This is a genomic window from Bacillus sp. jun7, assembly GCF_051034795.1.
GTDB classification, from domain to species: Bacteria; Bacillota; Bacilli; order Bacillales; family Bacillaceae; genus Bacillus; species Bacillus velezensis.
In genome coordinates, this window is the sequence record NZ_CP093219.1 from 2,590,208 (window position 1) to 2,608,537 (window position 18,330).

The following is an 18,330-nucleotide window of genomic DNA, read 5'->3' on the forward strand; positions in this document are numbered from 1 at the left end:
GTCCGGCTTTTTTGATGTAACAATTTATGACGCATAACCGATATAAAAAGTAAATAGAAGACAGAAAGCAGGAAAACGATGAAACGCATGATCATGTGCATGTGCCTTTTGGCTGCCGTGTTTACGCTTGCCGCCTGCTCGGGCCATGAGGCAAGCGCCGAACAAAGCATTCCGAAGGCAGAAGCGCACAGCGAAAAAAAGTCCGTAAAGCGGCAAATCAAAAAAGAGCCGGATACGTCCGCCTGGGTTCAAACGAAAGGAACGGCAAGACTGCCGATTCTGATGTATCACAGCATTTCAGAGGGAAACAGCCTGCGTGTGCCGAAGGAAGAATTCCGGCAGCATATGAACTGGCTTCATGATCACGGTTATTATACGATGACTCCTGAAGAAGCCTATCTGATGCTGACGGAGGATAAGGAGCCGCGTGAAAAATGTGTTCTGATCACATTTGATGACGGCTATACCGACAATGTGAAAGCGGCCTATCCCATTTTAAAGAAATACAAGATGAAAGCGACAATCTTTATGATCGGAAACTTTATCGGGCATAAGAATCATCTGACTGAGAAGCAGATGAAGGAGATGGCCGCCCACGGCATTTCCATTCAGAGCCATACGATGAACCATCTCGAATTGAACGGGCTCACACCGCAGCAGCAGCGACGTGAAATGAAGGACTCTAAGCGTTTATTTGATCAAATGTTCGGGCAGCGGACGTCCATGATCAGCTACCCTGTCGGACGATATAATAAGGAAACATTAAAAGCCGCCTCCTCGTCAGGCTACCGTATGGCGGTCACGACGGAGCCGGGAGCGGCGTCAAGAGATCAGGGGCTTTACGGGCTTCACCGCGTCCGTGTGTCGCCGGGCATGTCCGGCGCGGCATTCGGCTCTTATATTCAAAATGTGATGAAATAACAGAGCCTCCGCATATGCGGAGGCTTTTTTCAGTTTAATAGAATTGATGAAGCAGCAGAAGAGTGACGCTCACGGTAATCGCTCCGCCAATTCTGGTCGACACTTGGGCGAACGGCATAAGCTCAAGCCGTTCAGCGGCGCTCAAGATCGCGACGTCGCCGGTGCCGCCCTGGCCGGAATGGCAGGCATTAATAACCGCCGTCTCAATCGGGTACAGATTCAGCCATTTTCCGGTCAGAAAACCGACGGCCATCATCGTGACGACGATTGATAAAATGGTAATGATGTTGCTGATCGTAAACGCCGCAATCAGCTTGTCCCACGGTGTCATTGAAACGCCGATCGCAAATAAGAGCGGATAGGTCACGGCTGTCGAGAAAAAGCGCGAGACGCCGAAGGCTCCGTTTTCAATCGAAGCCGGCGCCAGCCTGAACAGCTTAATGAGAACGGCAAGGACGAGCATCACGACAGGAGCCGGAAGCTGAAAGAAATCATGCGCCAGCATGCCGACCAAATAGAGGGAAACCGCTAAAATACCGCCCGAAGCGAAAAAGGACAAATCAAACGTTTTATCATCGGCCGGCTGTTCCAATGCGGGAGCGGAATGATCAGACTTATCAACCTTCCCGTTGCCCGTCCATTCCGGTTTGCGTTTCCCGATGACATTCAGCAAACCCGATAACATAATAGCGCACAGGCTGCCGAGCATGATGGACGGCAGCACAAGCGCAAAGGCGTCTCCCTGGGACATCGGCATAATATCGGAGTAGCCGATGGATAAAGGAATCGCGCCTTCACCGACACCCCCCGCCATAATCGGAACGACGATATAAAGCAGCGTGTGCTGAAAGCCGAGCCCGAGCAGCGTCCCGACGCATAAGCCGACGATGGCGGCCGCGATCGAGCCGGCGATCAGCGGAATAAAAATCTTAACGAAAGCTTTGACGAGCGTCTCTCTTTTCATCCCGAGAATACTGCCGACGACGATACCGGCAATAAATAGATAGAGAAAGTTGGAGCTTTCCGTGAATTCTGTTGTTGAAGTAATAATGTCTTTCGGAAGCAGGTGGTAGTAGACGACAGCGGATGGAATAAAGGTTGCGAGAATCGCAGGGCCGCCGATGGACCGCACGATCGGAATGGATTTTCCGATCTGGCCGAAGGTAAATCCGAAAAAACTCATGACGGCAATTGATGTCAGAATGTCGCTTTTTACATCACGGCTCATGACAAACACCGTAATAAGCAAGAAAAGCAGGATATAGATAGGAAGAGGAATAATGCCGATTCTTATATTCATTGCTCTGGCAAACCAGTTATCAGTCCGTTCCTGTTTTTGGATTGAATCCGTTTGCAATTTTGGTTGAAGTTCTCCCATGCTTGTTCCCCCAGTCGTTATGTAGTGAAAAAATATCCCCATTTAAAGTATACTAAAAAATTTAAATTGTTCATATATTATGAATTTACTAGAGGACATGCTTTCTTCACATTTTCTTTCTCAAAATGGCGATTTGGCGGGCTTTTTCACCGAGAAAAGCATTTTGTTCGCCACACGAATAAAAAAGAGGTACGATATCAAAGGGACAAATATCCTAGGTGCTGACATAAAATCTCTACAAATCCGACAATAATCAGTCACAATTTCAGCCTGATTTTAGGTATATTGATCTTTTTTTTTGGGCTGAATCGTTGTAAAGTAATGATATTGAATCATTTCTATGACAGCCGCTGTCCCCCAGGGTGTACAGGCTGATATTTCAATAGTTTTGACGAATTTGTGAAACATTGAGCAAATATATCATTTTTTGTGAAATACCGAGCAATGATTTCACTATGTTTGTGAAATGTTGAGCAATTTACCAGATTGGAGGAAAAACATCATGAGTGAGTTGGTATTAGCCCGCATTCAATTTGCATCTACAACATTGTTTCACTTCTTGTTTGTGCCTATGTCTATCGGGCTTGTGTTTATGGTTGCTTTGATGGAGACGCTTTATGTTGTCAAAAAACAAGAGGCCTATCTCAAAATGGCTAAATTTTGGGGGCATCTCTTTTTAATTAACTTTGCTGTCGGCGTCGTCACAGGGATTCTTCAGGAATTCCAGTTCGGATTGAACTGGTCTGATTATTCCCGTTTTGTCGGGGACGTATTTGGGGCTCCGCTTGCGATTGAAGCGCTTTTGGCGTTTTTTATGGAGTCTATTTTTATCGGATTATGGATTTTCGGCTGGGACCGTTTATCTAAAAAAGTGCATTTGCTTTGCATTTGGCTTGTATCCTTCGGAACGATTATGTCATCTTTCTGGATTTTGACGGCAAACTCATTCATGCAGGAGCCGGTCGGCTTTACGATTAAAAACGGCCGCGCGGAAATGAATGACTTCGGAGCGCTTTTGACAAACCCTCAGCTTTGGGTTGAATTCCCTCACGTCATTTTCGGAGCGCTTGCGACGGGTGCTTTCTTTATCGCCGGTGTCAGCGCATTTAAATTATTGAAGAAAAAAGAAGTGCCTTTCTTCCATAAATCTTTCAAGCTTTCGATGATTGTCGGTCTGATCGCCGGTATCGGCGTTGCGTTCAGCGGACACATGCAGGCTGAGCATTTAATGGAATCGCAGCCGATGAAAATGGCCGCCAGTGAAGCGCTTTGGGATGACAGCGGTGATCCTGCCGCGTGGACGGCTTTTGCGAATATTGATACGAATAAAGAAAAAAACACATCAGAAATTTCAATTCCTTACGCACTCAGCTACTTGGCTTACCAGAAGTTCAGCGGCAGTGTGAAAGGGATGAAAACACTTCAAAAAGAATATGAAAAAACGTACGGAAAAGGCGACTATATCCCGCCTGTCAAAACGACGTTCTGGAGTTTCCGCATTATGGCGGGAGCGGGCGCGCTTATGATTTTTGCCGCGATTGCAGGCTTTATTCTGAACCGCCGCAAAAAGCTTCATACGAGCAAGTGGTATTTACGGGGCATGATCGCACTGATCGCATTCCCGTTCATTGCGAACTCTGCCGGATGGATTATGACTGAAATCGGCCGCCAGCCGTGGACGGTTATGGGGCAAATGACAACCGCACAATCCGTTTCGCCTAACGTAACGACGGGATCTCTGCTGTTTTCAATTATCGGTTTCGGCGTCATGTACTTGATTTTAGGCGCGCTGCTTGTTTTCCTATTCGTTCGTGAAATTAAAAAAGGTGCGGACCATGATGATCACAAGGATGTTCCTGTATCAACGGATCCGTTCAGTCAGGAGGTCTACCATGGGGTCACTTCATGATCTTTGGTTTGTACTCGTTTCAGTTTTGTTTGTCGGATTTTTCTTTTTAGAAGGTTTTGATTTCGGTGTCGGCATTTCGACCCGATTTCTTGGCCATAATGAATTAGAACGCAGAGTGCTGATTAACACCATCGGCCCGTTCTGGGATGCGAATGAGGTATGGCTGCTGACAGGTACGGGAGCGATCTTCGCGGCATTCCCGAACTGGTATGCGACGATGCTGAGCGGATATTATATTCCGTTTATCATCATCCTTCTTGCTTTAATGGGCCGCGGGGTGGCGTTTGAATTCCGCGGAAAAGTGAATCATTTAAAATGGGTCAAAACATGGGACTGGGTGATTTTCTTCGGCAGCCTTATCCCGCCGTTTGTATTCGGCCTTATCTTCACAAGCTTGTTCCGCGGCATGCCGATTGACGGCCATATGAATATGCATGCGGGTTTCTCAGATATTGTGAACGTGTATTCCGTCCTTGGCGGAGCAGCCGTCACCCTTCTTTCATTCCTGCACGGTTTAATGTTTGTCACACTGCGCACGATCGGTGATTTACAAGAGCGTGCGAGAAAAATGGCAAAACGCGTAATCGGTGTTATCTTTCTTGTTGTACTTGCTTTCTTTGCAATGTCTGCATACGATACGGATATGTTTACACGCCGGGCAAACATCACGATTCCGGTATTCGTGCTGATTGTCATCTGCAACGTTCTTGCTGTTGTGTTCATGAGCAAGAAAAAAGACGGCTGGGCATTCGGTATGACCGGCGCGGGTCTTGCTTTGACAGTTGCGATGATTTTTATCTCTCTGTTCCCGCGCGTCATGGTCAGCTCGCTGAAAAGCGCGTATGACTTAACAGTAGCTAACGCGTCATCCGGTGATTATTCACTTAAAGTCATGACAATTGCCGCACTGACTCTGCTGCCGTTTGTCATCGGCAGTCAGATCTGGAGCTATTATGTCTTCCGGAAACGCGTCAGCCATAAGGAGCCTATGACTTATTAATGGGAAAAGACCTGTTTCTTTATAAAGGAATGAAGCGGATTCTTGCGATCATTACGGGATTAACGATTATACAAACGGCCGCCATCATCTTGCAGGCGGAATGGCTGAGCCAGGCGGTAACCGGATTATTTAACGGGAAGCGGATTGCTTCTCTTTATCCGGTTATCGGCTTTTTCCTGCTTGCGTTTTTGGTCCGGCATGCGGTAACAGCGGTCCGGCAGAAAATCGTATACCAATATGCCGCGCAAACCGGCGCAGACTTAAGAAAAAGATTTCTTGAGCAATTGTTCCGTCTCGGCCCCCGCTTTGCGAAAAAAGAGGGGACAGGCCGGATGGTGACGCTGGCGATGGAAGGCATCAGCCAGTTCCGCCGTTATTTAGAGCTGTTTCTGCCGAAAATGGTCAGCATGGCGATTGTGCCGGCGGCCGTTGTTATTTACGTGTTTTTTCAGGATAAAACATCGGCTTTGATTCTGATTCTTGCGCTTCCGATTTTGATTGTATTTATGATTCTGCTCGGACTTGTCGCACAGAAAAAAGCCGATCGCCAATGGAAGTCCTATCAGACGCTTTCCAATCATTTCGTGGATTCGCTCCGCGGACTGGAGACATTGCGGTTTTTAGGATTAAGCAGATCACACAGTAAAAACATCTTTCATGTCAGTGAGAGATACCGCAAGGCGACGATGAGCACGCTCCGGGTCGCGTTTTTATCATCATTCGCCCTGGATTTCTTTACGATGCTGTCGGTGGCGACAGTGGCGGTGTTTCTCGGCCTGCGGCTGATAGACGGACAAATTCTGCTCGGTCCGGCATTGACAGCGCTGATTCTCGCGCCTGAATATTTTCTCCCGGTCCGCGAAGTGGGAAATGATTACCACGCGACGTTAAACGGGCAGGAGGCGGGGAAAACCATTCAAGCGATTTTGGCGCAGCCCGGTTTTAAAGAAGAAAAGCCGCTCGAACTTGATACGTGGACTGACGGGGATGAATTACAGCTTGCGCGTTTGTCCGTCCGAGAATCGATGTCTGAATTTCATCTGTCCTTTAAAGGGAAGAAGAAAATCGGGATTATCGGGGAAAGCGGTGCGGGAAAATCGACACTCATTGATGTGCTGGGCGGCTTTTTAGAGCCTGCGTCCGGTGAGATCAAGGTAAACGGTGAATCCCGCTCGCATCTTCAGTCGGACGGCTGGCAGAAGCAGCTGCTTTATATTCCGCAGCATCCGTACATTTTTGATGACACGCTTATGAATAATATCCGGTTTTATCATCCTGATGCTTCCCGTGAGGAAACGGCGCGCGCTGCTGATTCAGCGGGTCTTTCCGGACTGATCCGCGATCTGCCCGGCGGCCTTGACGGCCGGATCGGCGAGGGCGGACGGGCGCTCAGCGGAGGGCAGGCTCAGCGTGTCGCGCTGGCCAGAGCCTTTTTAGGAAACCGGCCGATTCTCCTTTTGGATGAGCCGACCGCTCACCTTGATATTGAAACAGAATATGAAATAAAAGAAACGATGAAAGACCTGTTTGAAAACAAACTTGTCTTTCTGGCCACTCACCGTCTTCACTGGATGCTTGAGATGGACGAAATTATCGTGCTTGATGACGGCGCGGTGGCGGAAATCGGCACCCACGACGAATTGATGGCGAAACAAGGCGTATACGCCAAACTTGTAAAGGCGCAACTGGGGGAAAGAACATGAGAAAAGAAGAATGGATTCTGCCGTATATAAAGCAAAATGCCCGTTTGTTTGTTCTTGTGATTTTTTTAGGCGCGGTGACGATTTTTTCGGCGGCCTTTCTCATGTTCACTTCCGGTTTTTTGATCTCTAAGTCGGCGACAAGGCCTGAGAATATCCTGCTGGTGTACGTTCCGATTGTGGCCGTGCGGACGTTCGGGATTGCCCGTTCAGTCTCACGGTACGCCGAGCGTCTGACGGGACACCATATCATTTTGAAAATCGTGTCCGACATGAGGGTGCGGCTTTACAATATGCTGGAGCCGGCCTCGCTCATGCTTTCATCCCGTTTTCGGACGGGCGACATGCTCGGCATTTTGGCTGAGGATATTGAGCATTTGCAGGATGCGTTTTTAAAAACGATTTTCCCGGCGGTTTCCGCTTTGCTGCTGTATGCGGCATCCGTTATCGGACTCGGCTTTTTTTCCTGGCCGTTTGCCGCTTTTGCGGCGATTTACCTGTTTATATTGGTTGTATTGTTTCCGGTTGTGTCGCTTCTTGTGACGAGAGCGAAAAACATAAGGCTGAAAAGCGGCCGGAATACGCTCTACAGCCGGCTGACAGATGCCGTGCTCGGCGTGAGCGACTGGATGTTCTCGGGACGACAGGCGGCCTTTATTTCCTCTTATGAAGAGAAAGAGAAGGCATGGTTTGACCTTGAAAGCAAACGTCAGCGGTTTACGAGATGGCGTGATCTCGCCGCGCAATGCCTCGTCGGCGGTTTCATATTAATCATGCTGTTCTGGACGGCGGGTCAGTATGCGGACGGCAGCATCGCCAACACGATGATCGCGGCCTTTGTGCTTGTCGTATTTCCATTGACGGAGGCGTTTCTGCCCCTTTCGGATGCGCTGACGGAAGTGCCTTCTTATCAAGATTCCATCAAAAGAATGAGTAAGGCGGCTCCGGAGCTGCGAAGTCGTGAGGTGAAGCAGACCGATGAGAAACTGGATGTATCCGATGTGACACTTACATTTGATAACGTGACGTTTTCTTATGATCAGCACAGTCATGTGCTTGACCGTTTTTCCTTCACTCTCCGCCAGGGGGAAAAAATGGCGCTGCTCGGCAGGAGCGGCTCCGGTAAGTCGACCTCTCTCGCTTTAATTGAAGGCGCCTTAGTTCCCGATTCGGGCAAGGTGATGCTGAACGGGCTGGAAACTGCGGCCGTGCAGGAGCAGATTTCCTCAGCGGTGGCCGTTTTGAATCAGAAACCTCATCTCTTTAACACGAGCATTATGAACAATATCCGGCTCGGAAACGGCAAGGCGAGTGATGAAGATGTTAAGCGTGCGGCTCGGCAAGTGAAGCTGCATGATTATATTGAATCACTGCCTGACGGATATGAAACGTCCGTGCAGGAGACGGGGATTCGTTTTTCAGGCGGGGAACGGCAGCGGATCGCGCTTGCCCGTATTCTGCTCCAAGATACGCCGGTCATTATCCTTGATGAACCGACGGTCGGCCTTGATGCGGTCACTGAACGTGAATTGCTTGATACGATTTTTGATGTTTTTAAAGAGAAAACGATCCTCTGGATTACACACCATTTAGCGGGTGTGGAAACAGCTGATAAAATCGTCTTTTTAGAAAATGGAAAAGCAGAAATGGAAGGAACCCATCAAGAGCTGCTTGCAGAAAACGAACGGTACCGGAAGCTTTACCGTCTTGATGTTCCGATCAGAACATAAACAGCCGCAAACGAGCGGCTGTTTTTTTGTGCGGTTTAAAATCTCTTCTTGTTTGGAATATAAATAGGAGACAGAAGAGGAGGTACAGAGATGAATATAATGGATTGGACGGAACAGGATGTGAAAGATACGCTGCCGAAACGGGAGGCAGACAGCCATAAAGGAACGTTCGGGACGGCGCTATTGCTGGCCGGGAGCGATGACATGCCGGGAGCCGCCCTTCTGGCCGGATTGGGTGCGATGAGAAGCGGTGTCGGCAAGCTCGTCATCGGTACATCGGCAGGCGTCATTCCGCTTATCGTCCCGGTGCTGCCGGAAGCCACGTACTGGCGGGACGGGTGGAAAAAAGCCGCGGCGGGCCAGCCCGGGGAAACCATCCGGGCCGCTGCCATCGGGCCGGGCCTTCCCCAAACAGACGAAGTGCAGCAGGCGGCTGATCAGCTGCTTTCTGGCGATTATCCCGTCATACTGGATGCGGGCGCCATTACGAAAAGAACCTATCCGAAGAGGAAAGCTCCCGTGATCTTGACGCCTCATCCCGGCGAATTTTCCAGAATGACAGGCCTTCCGATTCAAGAGATTCAGCAGAACAGAGCGGAATATGCCGCGGAATGGGCGGAGCGGCTTCATGTCACGATTGTCCTGAAAGGAAACGAAACCATTATCGCTTTTCCCGACGGGGAATGCCGCAGGAATACAACCGGAAACGGCGCGCTTGCAAAAGGCGGGACCGGCGACACGCTGACGGGAATGATTCTCGGCATGCTGTGCTGTCATCAAGACCCGAAGCATGCCGTATTGAACGCCGTCCGCCTTCACGGCGAATGTGCGGAATTATGGACGAAAGAGCGCTCCGCCCATACCTTATTGGCGCACGAACTTTCTGAACTGCTGCCGCGTGTATGGAAGGAATATGAATAAAGAAAAGGCGTCTTCATAGGGAAGGCGCCTCTTTTTGTTTTAACCTTGATTTCATCAGGACATAATACAGCAGCGACGGAACGGCCAGGCCGATGACCCAGGCAATGTCGCCTCCGCCGAATATTTCAGCGAGCGGCCCGATGTAAAAGGAGGTATTGATGAACGGGATTTCTAATATAATCGACAAAACGAAGGCGGCCGCTGTAATCCAATTGACCCTGCCGTATTGCCCGTTGACGTCAAACATCGATTTGACGTGGTATTTTCCGCGGCGGATAAAATAGTAATCCACGAGGTTGATCGCCGTCCATGGAATTAAGAAATAACTGATGAAAAAGATGAAATTTAAAAACAGTTCCATGAAATTGCTTTGGCCCAAGAGACTTAATACAGTACCCGCTGCCGTCACACAAAGGATCATTACCACTCTCGTTTTCGGCGTCACCTTCAGTTTTAAAAACGGCTCCAAGGTAGTCGTGGTTGACATAAAGGCTCCGTATAAATTAAAGACGTTGATCGCCATTTGCCCGAACAGGACGATGATCAGCATAATAAAGGAAAACGGACCGAACAATCGGACAATCTCATTTCCCGCATTAGCGGTAAATTCCGGGAGCGCCGTCGTCAAAATGGCGCCGAGAAGCATCATCCAGATGGAACTGACTGACGTACCTGCATAGCTGTACCAAAAAGTATGCGATGCCGGTGTTTTGACCGGCAGATAACGGGAATAATCTGCGACATATGGCGCGTATGCCAGCTGCCATGTGGCCACCGCGCTGACCGCCACTAGAAAAACAGGCAGATCTAATGAGCCGGGCACCCAGCTTCCTGAAGGAATCGGCAGTTGAAAAATAAGAATTGTTGCAGCAAAAAAAACGGCAAAGGAGGTCCAAGAGAGGATTTTCTGCATTTTGTGAATCAGATCATGACCGTAGATCGTGAGTAAAAAACAGATGGCGCTTAAGCCGATAATACACCATGAAGCCGGAATCGGGACAAAGCTGCTCAGTGTACCGGCTGCGAGAATCGTACTGCTCGCAAAGAAGCCCAGGTAGATAAACATGACCAAAAAGAGGGGCAGAATCGCTCCGATCACGCCGAATTGCGCGCGGCTTTGAATCATTTGCGGAATTCCGAGCTGAGGTCCTTGTGCGGAATGAGACGCCATAAAGATTGCGCCGATAAAGGTTCCGATTATAATGGCGGCGATACTCCAAAAGAGATCGAGTCCCATTGTAACAGGCAGTGTGCCTGTGACTAACGTCGTAATATGCATATTAGCCCCGAACCAGACGGGGAATAAATCTTTGGCCTTTCCGTGTCTTTCGTCATGCGGAATATGTTCAATCGTTCGCCTTTCTACTTTCAATAGATAATCTCCTCCGTATGTTCTTCTTTAACATAAAGACATAGCTTAACAGATTGACCTGCCGTTTACAAATTCCAGCATGCAGGAAAAACATTGTAAAGCCTCGCTGACAGCCGTTCAAAGTTTTTTTGAAAAACGGTACAAACACTGCCGCCAAAACGATTTGCCAGGGTTTAAAAGGCATGGATACGCTTACTGACTAATATGTATGAAGGAGAAATGTGTCAATCTTTTGACGAATGGAACCATTATTCGTTAAGCTGAAAGAATAGTTTACTTTGTGTAAATTTCATTAATGAAAAGGGGATTGATGATATGTGTACAAGTCTTACATTGAAAACGACAGACGGTAATCACCTATTGGCGCGAACGATGGATTTTGCATTTCAGCTCGGTACGGACGTCGTGCTTTACCCTCGTCAGTACAGCTGGAAAAGCGAAGCTGACGGCAGGATGCATAAGACGAAATACGCATTTATCGGCATGGGGAGAAATCTCGGCAATGTTCTGTTTGCCGACGGTGTAAATGAAAAAGGGCTGTCGTGTGCGACGCTGTATTTTCCGGGCTTTGCGGGATACGAGAAAGCGGAACGGGAGGGCACCTGTCACATCGCTCCTCATGAGTTTGTCACCTGGGCCTTATCAAACTGTGACTCTCTTGAAGACATAAAGGAAAAGCTCTCAATGCTGACGATTGTAGAGAAGAAGTTAATGTTATTGGATACGGTGCTGCCTCTTCATTGGATTTTATCAGACCGCACGGGCAGCTGCATTGTCATCGAGCCGACACCGGAGGGAATGAAAGTATATGACAACAAACCCGGAGTGATGACCAACAGTCCGGAATTTCCTTGGCATGTGACCAATCTGCGCCATTATATCGGAATCAGGCCGCAGCAGTCAGAAAGCAAAACATTGGGCGGAATGACATTAACCGCTTTCGGCCAAGGATCTGGAACGATCGGCCTTCCCGGTGATTACACGCCGCCATCCCGGTTCATCAGAGCCGCTTATCTGAAAGAGCATTTAGAGCCTGCCGCCCATGAAACGGATGGCGTTACGGCCGCTTTTCACGTGCTGTCCAATGTGAATATTCCAAAAGGCGCGGTGATCACAGAGGAGAATGAAATTGATTATACGCAGTATACGTCGGTCATGTGCTGTGACACCGGAAACTACTACTTTCATCTGTACGACAACCGGCAGATTCACAAAGTAAGTTTATTCCATGAAGATCTTGACCGTCCGGAGCCGAAAGTATTTGCGGCCGCGGCGGAGCAGAATATACAGGAGCTGAATTAGCTCAAAAAAAAACAGGACGCGATTGTCCTGTTTTTTTATTTAATACGGATCAGACGGATGGCTTTCCTGTTCAGCCTGTTTTGCGGCTTGTGCCGTATCAGTAGTGCCGATCGGCCCGCCGCTGCTGCTTTCGGAGGCTTTTTTCAGCCCTTCCGCAACACGTTTTCCGTAGTCCGGATCTGCTTTTGTGAAATTCTCAATCATTTGATCCTGAATGTCTTTCCGGCAGGAAGAAAGCGTATTGACCAGGTTTGTGATCAATTCGTTCCGTTCAAATTCCGAAAATCTGCGGTATGTTTCTCCGGCCTGGCCGAAATTATTCGACCGGTCGATCGCTTCCCGCTTCACATCGCCTTCGACATGAGGTGTATGGTCTTTTCCGTCCTGCTTCGCTTCCTTCAGCCCGCCCATAATGGATGGCTCATAGTTGACGTGCGGGTTTTGTCCTTCTGCCCGATCGACCCGATACTGCATTTGCCCGCCTTCCTGGTTGGTGGCGACATGCTTTTTCGGCGAGTTGATCGGAAGCTGCAGGTAATTTGCGCCGACCCGGTACCGCTGGGTATCTGAATAGGCGAATGTCCGCCCCTGAAGTAATTTGTCATCTGAAAAATCAAGGCCGTCCACAAGCACGCCCGTTCCGAATGAGGCCTGTTCCACCTCGGCATGGTAGTTTTCCGGGTTTTTGTTCAGAACCAATTTACCGATCGGCTTCCAAGGAAAATCGTCTTTATACCACAGCTTGGTCGGATCAAGCGGATCAAAATCCAGCTCGGGGTGTTCGTCATCAGTCATGATTTGCGCATACACTTCCCATTCAGGGTAATCGCCTTTTTCAATCGCTTCATACAAATCCTGTGTCGCATGGTTAAAGTTTTTCCCCTGAATCTCTTCCGCTTCCTTCTGTGTCAGGTTGCGGATGCCTTGTTTCGGTTCAAAGTGATATTTGACGAGCACGGCTTTTCCTTCTTCATTGACCCATTTGTAGGCATGGACGCCTGAGCCCTGCATCTGCCGGTAGTTGGCCGGGATGCCCCACGGCGAAAACAAGAAAGTGATCATATGAGTCGCTTCGGGTGATTGGGAAATGAAGTCGAAAATACGCTCGCCGTCCTGAATGTTCGTAACGGGATCAGGCTGAAATGCGTGCACAAGATCCGGGAACTTCAGCGGATCACGGATAAAAAAGATTTTCAAGTTGTTGCCGACCAGATCCCAGTTGCCGTCTTCGGTATAAAGCTTAACGGCAAAACCCCGGGGATCACGCAATGTTTCCGGGGAATGCTTTCCGTGGTTGACGGTAGAAAACCGCACAAACGCCGGAGTTTTCGTTCCTTTCTTTTGAAACACTTTCGCTCTTGTGTATTTAGAAATCTCCTCGTCTCCAAAACTTCCGTACGCCTCAAAGTATCCGTGTGCGCCGGCGCCGCGCGCGTGTACGACGCGCTCGGGAATCCGTTCGCGGTCAAAGTGGCTGATTTTCTCCAAAAAATCATAATTCTCCAATGTCGTCGGTCCTCTATTGCCGACTGTCCTGACATTCTGGTTGTCAGTGACCGGATGGCCCTGCCGGTTTGTCAGCGTGTCTTCTGACTCGCCTTTACCGGTCGTCTTACTGGAAAGCGTTTCTTCGCTGTTTTTGTTATTTTCCATTGTTGAACCCTCCTTTTTGAACGGTAACAATATGCCCAGCAGAGCCGTTTTTTAAAACCGATTTTCAAAAGAAGCGGTTATTCCGCGATCGGCGTCAAGGACCCGTCGTTCCATATTTCGCCCTTGTTCAGCGTCCAGCTGTTTTGATAAAGGCTTTGCGCGCCTTGATTGGCCGCCGGACTTAATTGTTCATCCCATGTCAAAAAGTATATGGTCTCGGGGTATTTTTGCCTGATCGCATTGATAAAAGCAGCATAATCAAAGCTTCCGATATTGCCGGACGGACCGGTTTCGGCAAAGGCAAACGGTTTTTTCAGAGACAGCATTTCATCATAGCCTGATATCGCATACGGATCAGTGAAGTAAGCGTCCAGACCGGTAATATCCACATAAGATGAGCCTGGGTAGAAGTCTGTTTTAAAGTCTCTGTTGGCATCCGGCGAATACACCCACAAAAGGTTATCCAATCCTCTTGTCTCTGTCATATAGCGGTATATCTTCTTGTAAAGCTCTTTGTACAGCGAGATTCTTTCCGTGTCTTTTTGGTTGTAGCCTGTCAGCCCCCACCAGAACCACTCGCCGTTCATTTCGTGAAGCGGCCTGAACAGAACGGTGACGCCTTGATTTTTCAGCTGAGTAAGGCCGTCGGCGATTTTGCTGAGCAGCGCCTCAAGCCGTTTTCCTTCAACAGTTGAAGGGTCCAGGATGTTTTTGTACTGGCTGTTTGAGATGGCCGTTTTATAGTTTCCGGATGGAAAAGCCGGATTTGCGAGATGCAGGCTGACCTGAGGGAGGCCGCCGCTTTTCCAGTATGAGATCAAGCTGCTGTTGCAGCTGTAATCGATAGTATCGGTGATATCCGCTGTTTCCAGCCATCCTCTCCCATAGTCACAGCCGTAGATGGCGGGAGACTGTCCCGTCGCGTTTTTCAAGCGGTTTTCCTCTGTCATTGAAAAAGTGACATCGCTGTACCCGCCGAACGTACCGGACATGACCCTGTTTTCTGAACGGTTGGGCAGGTGCGCCAGCCAGTTCATGATATCTTTTGTCGTCTGCTGGGCATTTGGGTTTACGGGATAAACGGTGTGAGCCGATATCGGACTGGCGGCTCCTAAGAGTAATAAAACGATAGACAGGCAGACTGCTAACTTTTTGAGCATATAAAAGACCTCCTGATTTTTAGGATGATGAAGGATGTGAAACGATAACCTCACAATCTCCTTCTATAACAAAATTTCCGGAATCCGCCGGCACGATAAAGTGATCGCCTTTGTGAATGGGGCATCCATCCAGTTCTCCGCGTCCTTTAATGACGCTTGCGAGTAAATACCGGCCGGGTGCGGGGAATGATGCTTTCCCGCTCACATCCCATTGATAAACTGAAAAGAAAGGTGTTTCGGCAAGTGTTGTAATAAGAGCATTTCCGATCCGATGCTTTGTGCTTTTTACATTTTCATCGGTATGCGGAATACTTGTTACGTCAATTGCTTTCTGAAGATGAAGCTCGCGTTTATTCCCGTTCCCATCCGTCCGGTCATAGTCGTAAAGCCGGTAGGTGGCATCAGAGCTTTGCTGGATTTCAAGAACGAGCGTACCTTCACATAAAGCGTGCAGTGTGCCGCTCGGGACATAGAAAAAGTCGCCGGGCTTAATGGGGATGCGGCGGAGCAGGTGATCCCACTCGTTTCGTTCAATGTGCCGAACGAAGTCTTCTCTCGTTTGGGCGCGGTGCCCTAAAATGAGCTCCGCCTCTTTTTTGCAGTCCAATATGTACCAGCATTCCGTTTTTCCGAGTTCTCCGTTTTCATGCCGATGTGCATATGCGTCATCCGGATGAACCTGTACGGATAAGTCCATATTTGCGTCAAGAATTTTTGTGAGCAGGGGAAAGGCGTCTCCTTTCGGATGTCCGAACAGGTCAGGGTGTTCATTCCAGAGACGATGTAATGATGTTCCGGAAAAAGGCCCGTTCCGCACGATGGATGTACCGTGCGGATGAGCTGAAATCGCCCAGCACTCTCCCGTCCGCTCAGAAGGAATCTCATACCCGAATGTATCGCGCAGCTTCGTCCCGCCCCATAATCTTTCTTTAAAAACCGGTTCCAAAAATAAGAGTTTCGTCATTTTCCCGCCTCCCGGTTTGCCGTCTCTAATGCGCGCTCCGCCAATACGAGCGAACCGGCAGCGCCGGAGTGAATCCCTAATTGAGGGGGAACGATGAAGTGTTCAATGTCGGGCAGATCAATATATTGATTCAGCCGCTTTTTCACGTGCTGACGGATAGAAGAGAACAGCTGATGCTGCTTCATGACGCCCCCGCCGAGAATGATCTTTTCCGGCGAAAGTATGAGAATATACTGCACAAGCGCTTCAGCAATATAAAAGCCCTCAAGCTCCCACACTTCCTGCTGATCCGCCAGCAGATATGCTTTTTTCCCCCAGCGTTTCTCAATGGCGGGGCCTGCCGCGAGGCCTTCCAGGCAATCTGTATGGTAAGGACAATTGCCTTTGTAGCCGTCGTCCGGGTGTCTTCTGACATAAATGTGGCCCATTTCAGGATGAGACAGCCCTTGAACAAATCTGCCGTTCATGATGGCGCCCGCTCCGATGCCAGTGCCGACCGTCAAATAGAGGCAGCTGTCCGCGTTTTTGGCCGCGCCGAAAGAAGCTTCTCCGAGCGCCGCCGCATTAACGTCGGTGGTGAAGCCTGCGGGAATATCCAGAGCGCTTTTGATCGTTTGAAGAATAGGGCAGTTCCGCCAGGCTGTCTTCGGCGTCGCGGTGATGCACCCGTATGTTTGACTGTCGGGGCGGATGTCAATCGGTCCGAACGACCCGATGCCGATGGCTTCTATCGGGAAATCTTTAAAGTAACGGATGACCTGTCTGAGTGTGTCATCCGGTTCTCCCGTCGGAAACTCCGCTCTGTCCAGAATGGTTCCGTCTTTTTGTCCGGCGGCACAGACAAATTTCGTGCCGCCGGCTTCAATACCTCCAAGCATGGCCGTACCTCCTCATCTGTTAAAATCCGTTTTGATCGGAAACGGCTTTGAACCAGCGGCCGCTTTTTTTGACGGTCCGTTCGCCCCCGTTTTCCAGATTGACAGATACAAAGCCATAGCGGTTTTTATAAGCATTTGTCCAAGACCAGTTGTCCATGAAAGTCCAAAGATGATAGCCTTTTACATTTGAACCTTCTCCGATGGCCCGATGCACCCATTTGAGATGTTCCTGGATAAATTCAATCCTGTAATCATCCTGAATGATGCCGTTTTCATCGCGGAAGCGTTCCTCGCCTTCAACTCCCATGCCGTTCTCGGAAATAAAACATTCGATATTTCCGTAATGTTCTCTGAGATTGGTGAGAATGTCATAGATTCCTTTTTCGTAAATTTCCCACCCGCGGTGAGGGTTCATTTTCCGGCCGGGCATGACATACGGATCGAAGAAACGCTCGGGCAGGAAAGGGGCATGCGGATTCGGAACATGTTCTTTTGCCTTGACGCGCCTCGGCTGGTAGTAGTTCACGCCTAAGAGGTCAACCGTATGCTCCTGAATGAGGCGGAGATCTTCTTTCTCATAATGCGGCAGAAAGCCTTCCGCCTTGAGAATCTCGACAAGCTCCTCAGGAAATTCGCCCCTTACGGCGGGATCTAAAAATGAGCGGTTGAAAAAGGCGTCGGCAATCCGGGACGCTTTCAGATCTTCAGGATGTGAGCTTCTCGGATAAGAAGGCGTCAGATTCAGAATGATTCCGATTTGTCCGTCCTGTTTCAATTCTCTGTAGGCTTTGACAGCCCTTGCATTCGACAGCAGGGTATGGAAGCCGGCCTGCACCGCTTCTTGAAAATTAACGTGATTCGGGTAGTGAAAGTCGTATAAGTAGCCGCCTTCAATCGGCACAATCGGCTCGTTGTGAGTGAACCATTTTTTCACCTTGTCACCGAATAGCGAAAAGCATGTTTTGGCGTAATGTTCAAACGCGTCAACGGTGTTCCGGCTGACCCAGCCCCCCTTACGCTGAAGGGCGAGCGGCATGTCAAAGTGAAACAAATTGACAAACGGCTCAATGCGATGGGCAAGCATTTCATCGATGACGTCCTGATAAAACGCGACCGCTTTCTGATTGACCTCGCCAGTTCCGTCCGGAATCAATCTTGACCAGGAAATAGACAGCCGGAAGGAGTTGTGGCCGATTTCTTTCATCAGCCGGATATCCTCCTTGTATTGATCGTAAAAACGTGACGTGTCGCCGGGGCCGACGCCGTTAAAAAAACGGCTCGGCTCTTTTTCATACCAGTAATCCCATATGTTTTGGCTTTTTCCGTCTCTGTCGGCGGCGCCTTCTGTTTGGGTGGCGGAGGCGGAAGACCCCCACCAGAATCCTTTCGGAAAACGATATTGAATATTTGAATCAGTCAATTGATTTCTCTCCCTTACTGCG

Annotated in this window: 14 protein-coding genes; 7 read left to right on the top strand and 7 right to left on the bottom strand. The window is 49.2% G+C overall.

Features of this window, described 5'->3' with window-relative positions:
- The first annotated feature begins 78 nt into the window (after window positions 1-78).
- Window positions 79-921 carry a polysaccharide deacetylase family protein gene (locus MJQ52_RS12585; protein ID WP_094247381.1) on the top strand — a complete coding sequence of 281 codons (843 nt, stop codon included), beginning with the start codon at window positions 79-81 and terminating at the stop codon, window positions 919-921.
- A 34-nt stretch (window positions 922-955) separates the two neighbouring features.
- Here the strand turns inward: MJQ52_RS12585 and MJQ52_RS12590 are convergent, their stop codons facing one another.
- Entirely contained in the window at window positions 956-2,299 is a 1,344-nt protein-coding gene (locus MJQ52_RS12590) for a 2-hydroxycarboxylate transporter family protein (RefSeq protein WP_014306094.1), read from the bottom strand.
- Between the two features lie 502 nt (window positions 2,300-2,801).
- Here MJQ52_RS12590 and MJQ52_RS12595 point away from each other — a divergent pair.
- The 5 genes from MJQ52_RS12595 to MJQ52_RS12615 all read left to right on the top strand — a co-directional run bounded on the left by MJQ52_RS12595 (window position 2,802) and on the right by MJQ52_RS12615 (window position 9,559).
- Window positions 2,802-4,208 (top strand): cytochrome ubiquinol oxidase subunit I, encoded by a 1,407-nt coding sequence (locus tag MJQ52_RS12595; RefSeq protein ID WP_003150828.1) that lies wholly within the window; start codon window positions 2,802-2,804, stop codon window positions 4,206-4,208.
- Window positions 4,192-5,208: a cytochrome d ubiquinol oxidase subunit II gene (cydB, locus tag MJQ52_RS12600; RefSeq protein ID WP_003150830.1), complete on the top strand. Its 1,017-nt coding sequence runs from the start codon at window positions 4,192-4,194 to the stop codon at window positions 5,206-5,208. Before MJQ52_RS12595 ends, cydB begins: the two co-directional genes overlap by 17 nt.
- A complete protein-coding gene (gene cydD, locus MJQ52_RS12605) occupies window positions 5,208-6,911 on the top strand; it encodes a thiol reductant ABC exporter subunit CydD (RefSeq protein ID WP_070082577.1) in 1,704 nt (567 codons plus the stop codon). The genes cydB and cydD overlap by 1 nt, the downstream gene beginning before the upstream one ends.
- Window positions 6,908-8,638, top strand: a complete 1,731-nt coding sequence (gene cydC, locus MJQ52_RS12610) for a thiol reductant ABC exporter subunit CydC (RefSeq protein ID WP_077723035.1) — start codon at window positions 6,908-6,910, stop codon at window positions 8,636-8,638. Before cydD ends, cydC begins: the two co-directional genes overlap by 4 nt.
- Window positions 8,639-8,728: 90 nt before the next feature.
- Entirely contained in the window at window positions 8,729-9,559 is an 831-nt protein-coding gene (locus MJQ52_RS12615) for an NAD(P)H-hydrate dehydratase (protein WP_003150837.1), read from the top strand.
- Window positions 9,560-9,572: 13 nt separating this feature from the next.
- Here MJQ52_RS12615 and MJQ52_RS12620 read toward each other — a convergent pair whose 3' ends face one another.
- Window positions 9,573-10,931, bottom strand: coding sequence for a purine-cytosine permease family protein (locus MJQ52_RS12620; protein ID WP_014306090.1), 1,359 nt, complete (start codon window positions 10,929-10,931; stop codon window positions 9,573-9,575).
- 315 nt (window positions 10,932-11,246) lie between these two features.
- Between MJQ52_RS12620 and MJQ52_RS12625 the strand changes: the two genes are divergently transcribed.
- Window positions 11,247-12,233 (top strand): choloylglycine hydrolase family protein, encoded by a 987-nt coding sequence (locus MJQ52_RS12625; RefSeq protein ID WP_025853653.1) that lies wholly within the window; start codon window positions 11,247-11,249, stop codon window positions 12,231-12,233.
- 39 nt (window positions 12,234-12,272) lie between these two features.
- Here the strand turns inward: MJQ52_RS12625 and katX are convergent, their stop codons facing one another.
- The 5 genes from katX to MJQ52_RS12650 form a co-directional block, all read right to left on the bottom strand.
- Window positions 12,273-13,886, bottom strand: a complete 1,614-nt coding sequence (gene katX / locus MJQ52_RS12630; protein ID WP_434181823.1) for a catalase KatX — start codon at window positions 13,884-13,886, stop codon at window positions 12,273-12,275.
- 77 nt (window positions 13,887-13,963) lie between these two features.
- The gene (locus MJQ52_RS12635) at window positions 13,964-15,046 is read right to left on the bottom strand and encodes a glycoside hydrolase family 26 protein (RefSeq protein WP_260654530.1); all 1,083 of its coding nucleotides are present in this window, start codon (window positions 15,044-15,046) and stop codon (window positions 13,964-13,966) included.
- A 19-nt stretch (window positions 15,047-15,065) separates the two neighbouring features.
- Window positions 15,066-16,010, bottom strand: a complete 945-nt coding sequence (manA, locus tag MJQ52_RS12640) for a mannose-6-phosphate isomerase, class I (RefSeq protein ID WP_017418618.1) — start codon at window positions 16,008-16,010, stop codon at window positions 15,066-15,068.
- The gene (locus MJQ52_RS12645) at window positions 16,007-16,888 is read right to left on the bottom strand and encodes an ROK family protein (RefSeq protein WP_017418619.1); all 882 of its coding nucleotides are present in this window, start codon (window positions 16,886-16,888) and stop codon (window positions 16,007-16,009) included. The genes manA and MJQ52_RS12645 overlap by 4 nt, the downstream gene beginning before the upstream one ends.
- A 19-nt stretch (window positions 16,889-16,907) precedes the next feature.
- Window positions 16,908-18,308 carry a glycoside hydrolase family 1 protein gene (locus MJQ52_RS12650; RefSeq protein WP_017418620.1) on the bottom strand — a complete coding sequence of 467 codons (1,401 nt, stop codon included), beginning with the start codon at window positions 18,306-18,308 and terminating at the stop codon, window positions 16,908-16,910.
- Between the last annotated feature and the right edge of the window lie 22 nt (window positions 18,309-18,330).

What these genes read in the sequence shown, in the direction of transcription:
- MJQ52_RS12585 (WP_094247381.1), top strand. Translation starts at nt 79, where the DNA reads ATGAAACGCATGATCATGTGCATGTGCCTTTTGGCTGCCGTGTTTACG.
- MJQ52_RS12590 (WP_014306094.1), bottom strand. Translation starts at nt 2,299, where the DNA reads ATGGGAGAACTTCAACCAAAATTGCAAACGGATTCAATCCAAAAACAG.
- MJQ52_RS12595 (WP_003150828.1), top strand. Translation starts at nt 2,802, where the DNA reads ATGAGTGAGTTGGTATTAGCCCGCATTCAATTTGCATCTACAACATTG.
- cydB (WP_003150830.1), top strand. Translation starts at nt 4,192, where the DNA reads ATGGGGTCACTTCATGATCTTTGGTTTGTACTCGTTTCAGTTTTGTTT.
- cydD (WP_070082577.1), top strand. Translation starts at nt 5,208, where the DNA reads ATGGGAAAAGACCTGTTTCTTTATAAAGGAATGAAGCGGATTCTTGCG.
- cydC (WP_077723035.1), top strand. Translation starts at nt 6,908, where the DNA reads ATGAGAAAAGAAGAATGGATTCTGCCGTATATAAAGCAAAATGCCCGT.
- MJQ52_RS12615 (WP_003150837.1), top strand. Translation starts at nt 8,729, where the DNA reads ATGAATATAATGGATTGGACGGAACAGGATGTGAAAGATACGCTGCCG.
- MJQ52_RS12625 (WP_025853653.1), top strand. Translation starts at nt 11,247, where the DNA reads ATGTGTACAAGTCTTACATTGAAAACGACAGACGGTAATCACCTATTG.
- katX (WP_434181823.1), bottom strand. Translation starts at nt 13,886, where the DNA reads ATGGAAAATAACAAAAACAGCGAAGAAACGCTTTCCAGTAAGACGACC.
- MJQ52_RS12635 (WP_260654530.1), bottom strand. Translation starts at nt 15,046, where the DNA reads ATGCTCAAAAAGTTAGCAGTCTGCCTGTCTATCGTTTTATTACTCTTA.
- manA (WP_017418618.1), bottom strand. Translation starts at nt 16,010, where the DNA reads ATGACGAAACTCTTATTTTTGGAACCGGTTTTTAAAGAAAGATTATGG.
- MJQ52_RS12645 (WP_017418619.1), bottom strand. Translation starts at nt 16,888, where the DNA reads ATGCTTGGAGGTATTGAAGCCGGCGGCACGAAATTTGTCTGTGCCGCC.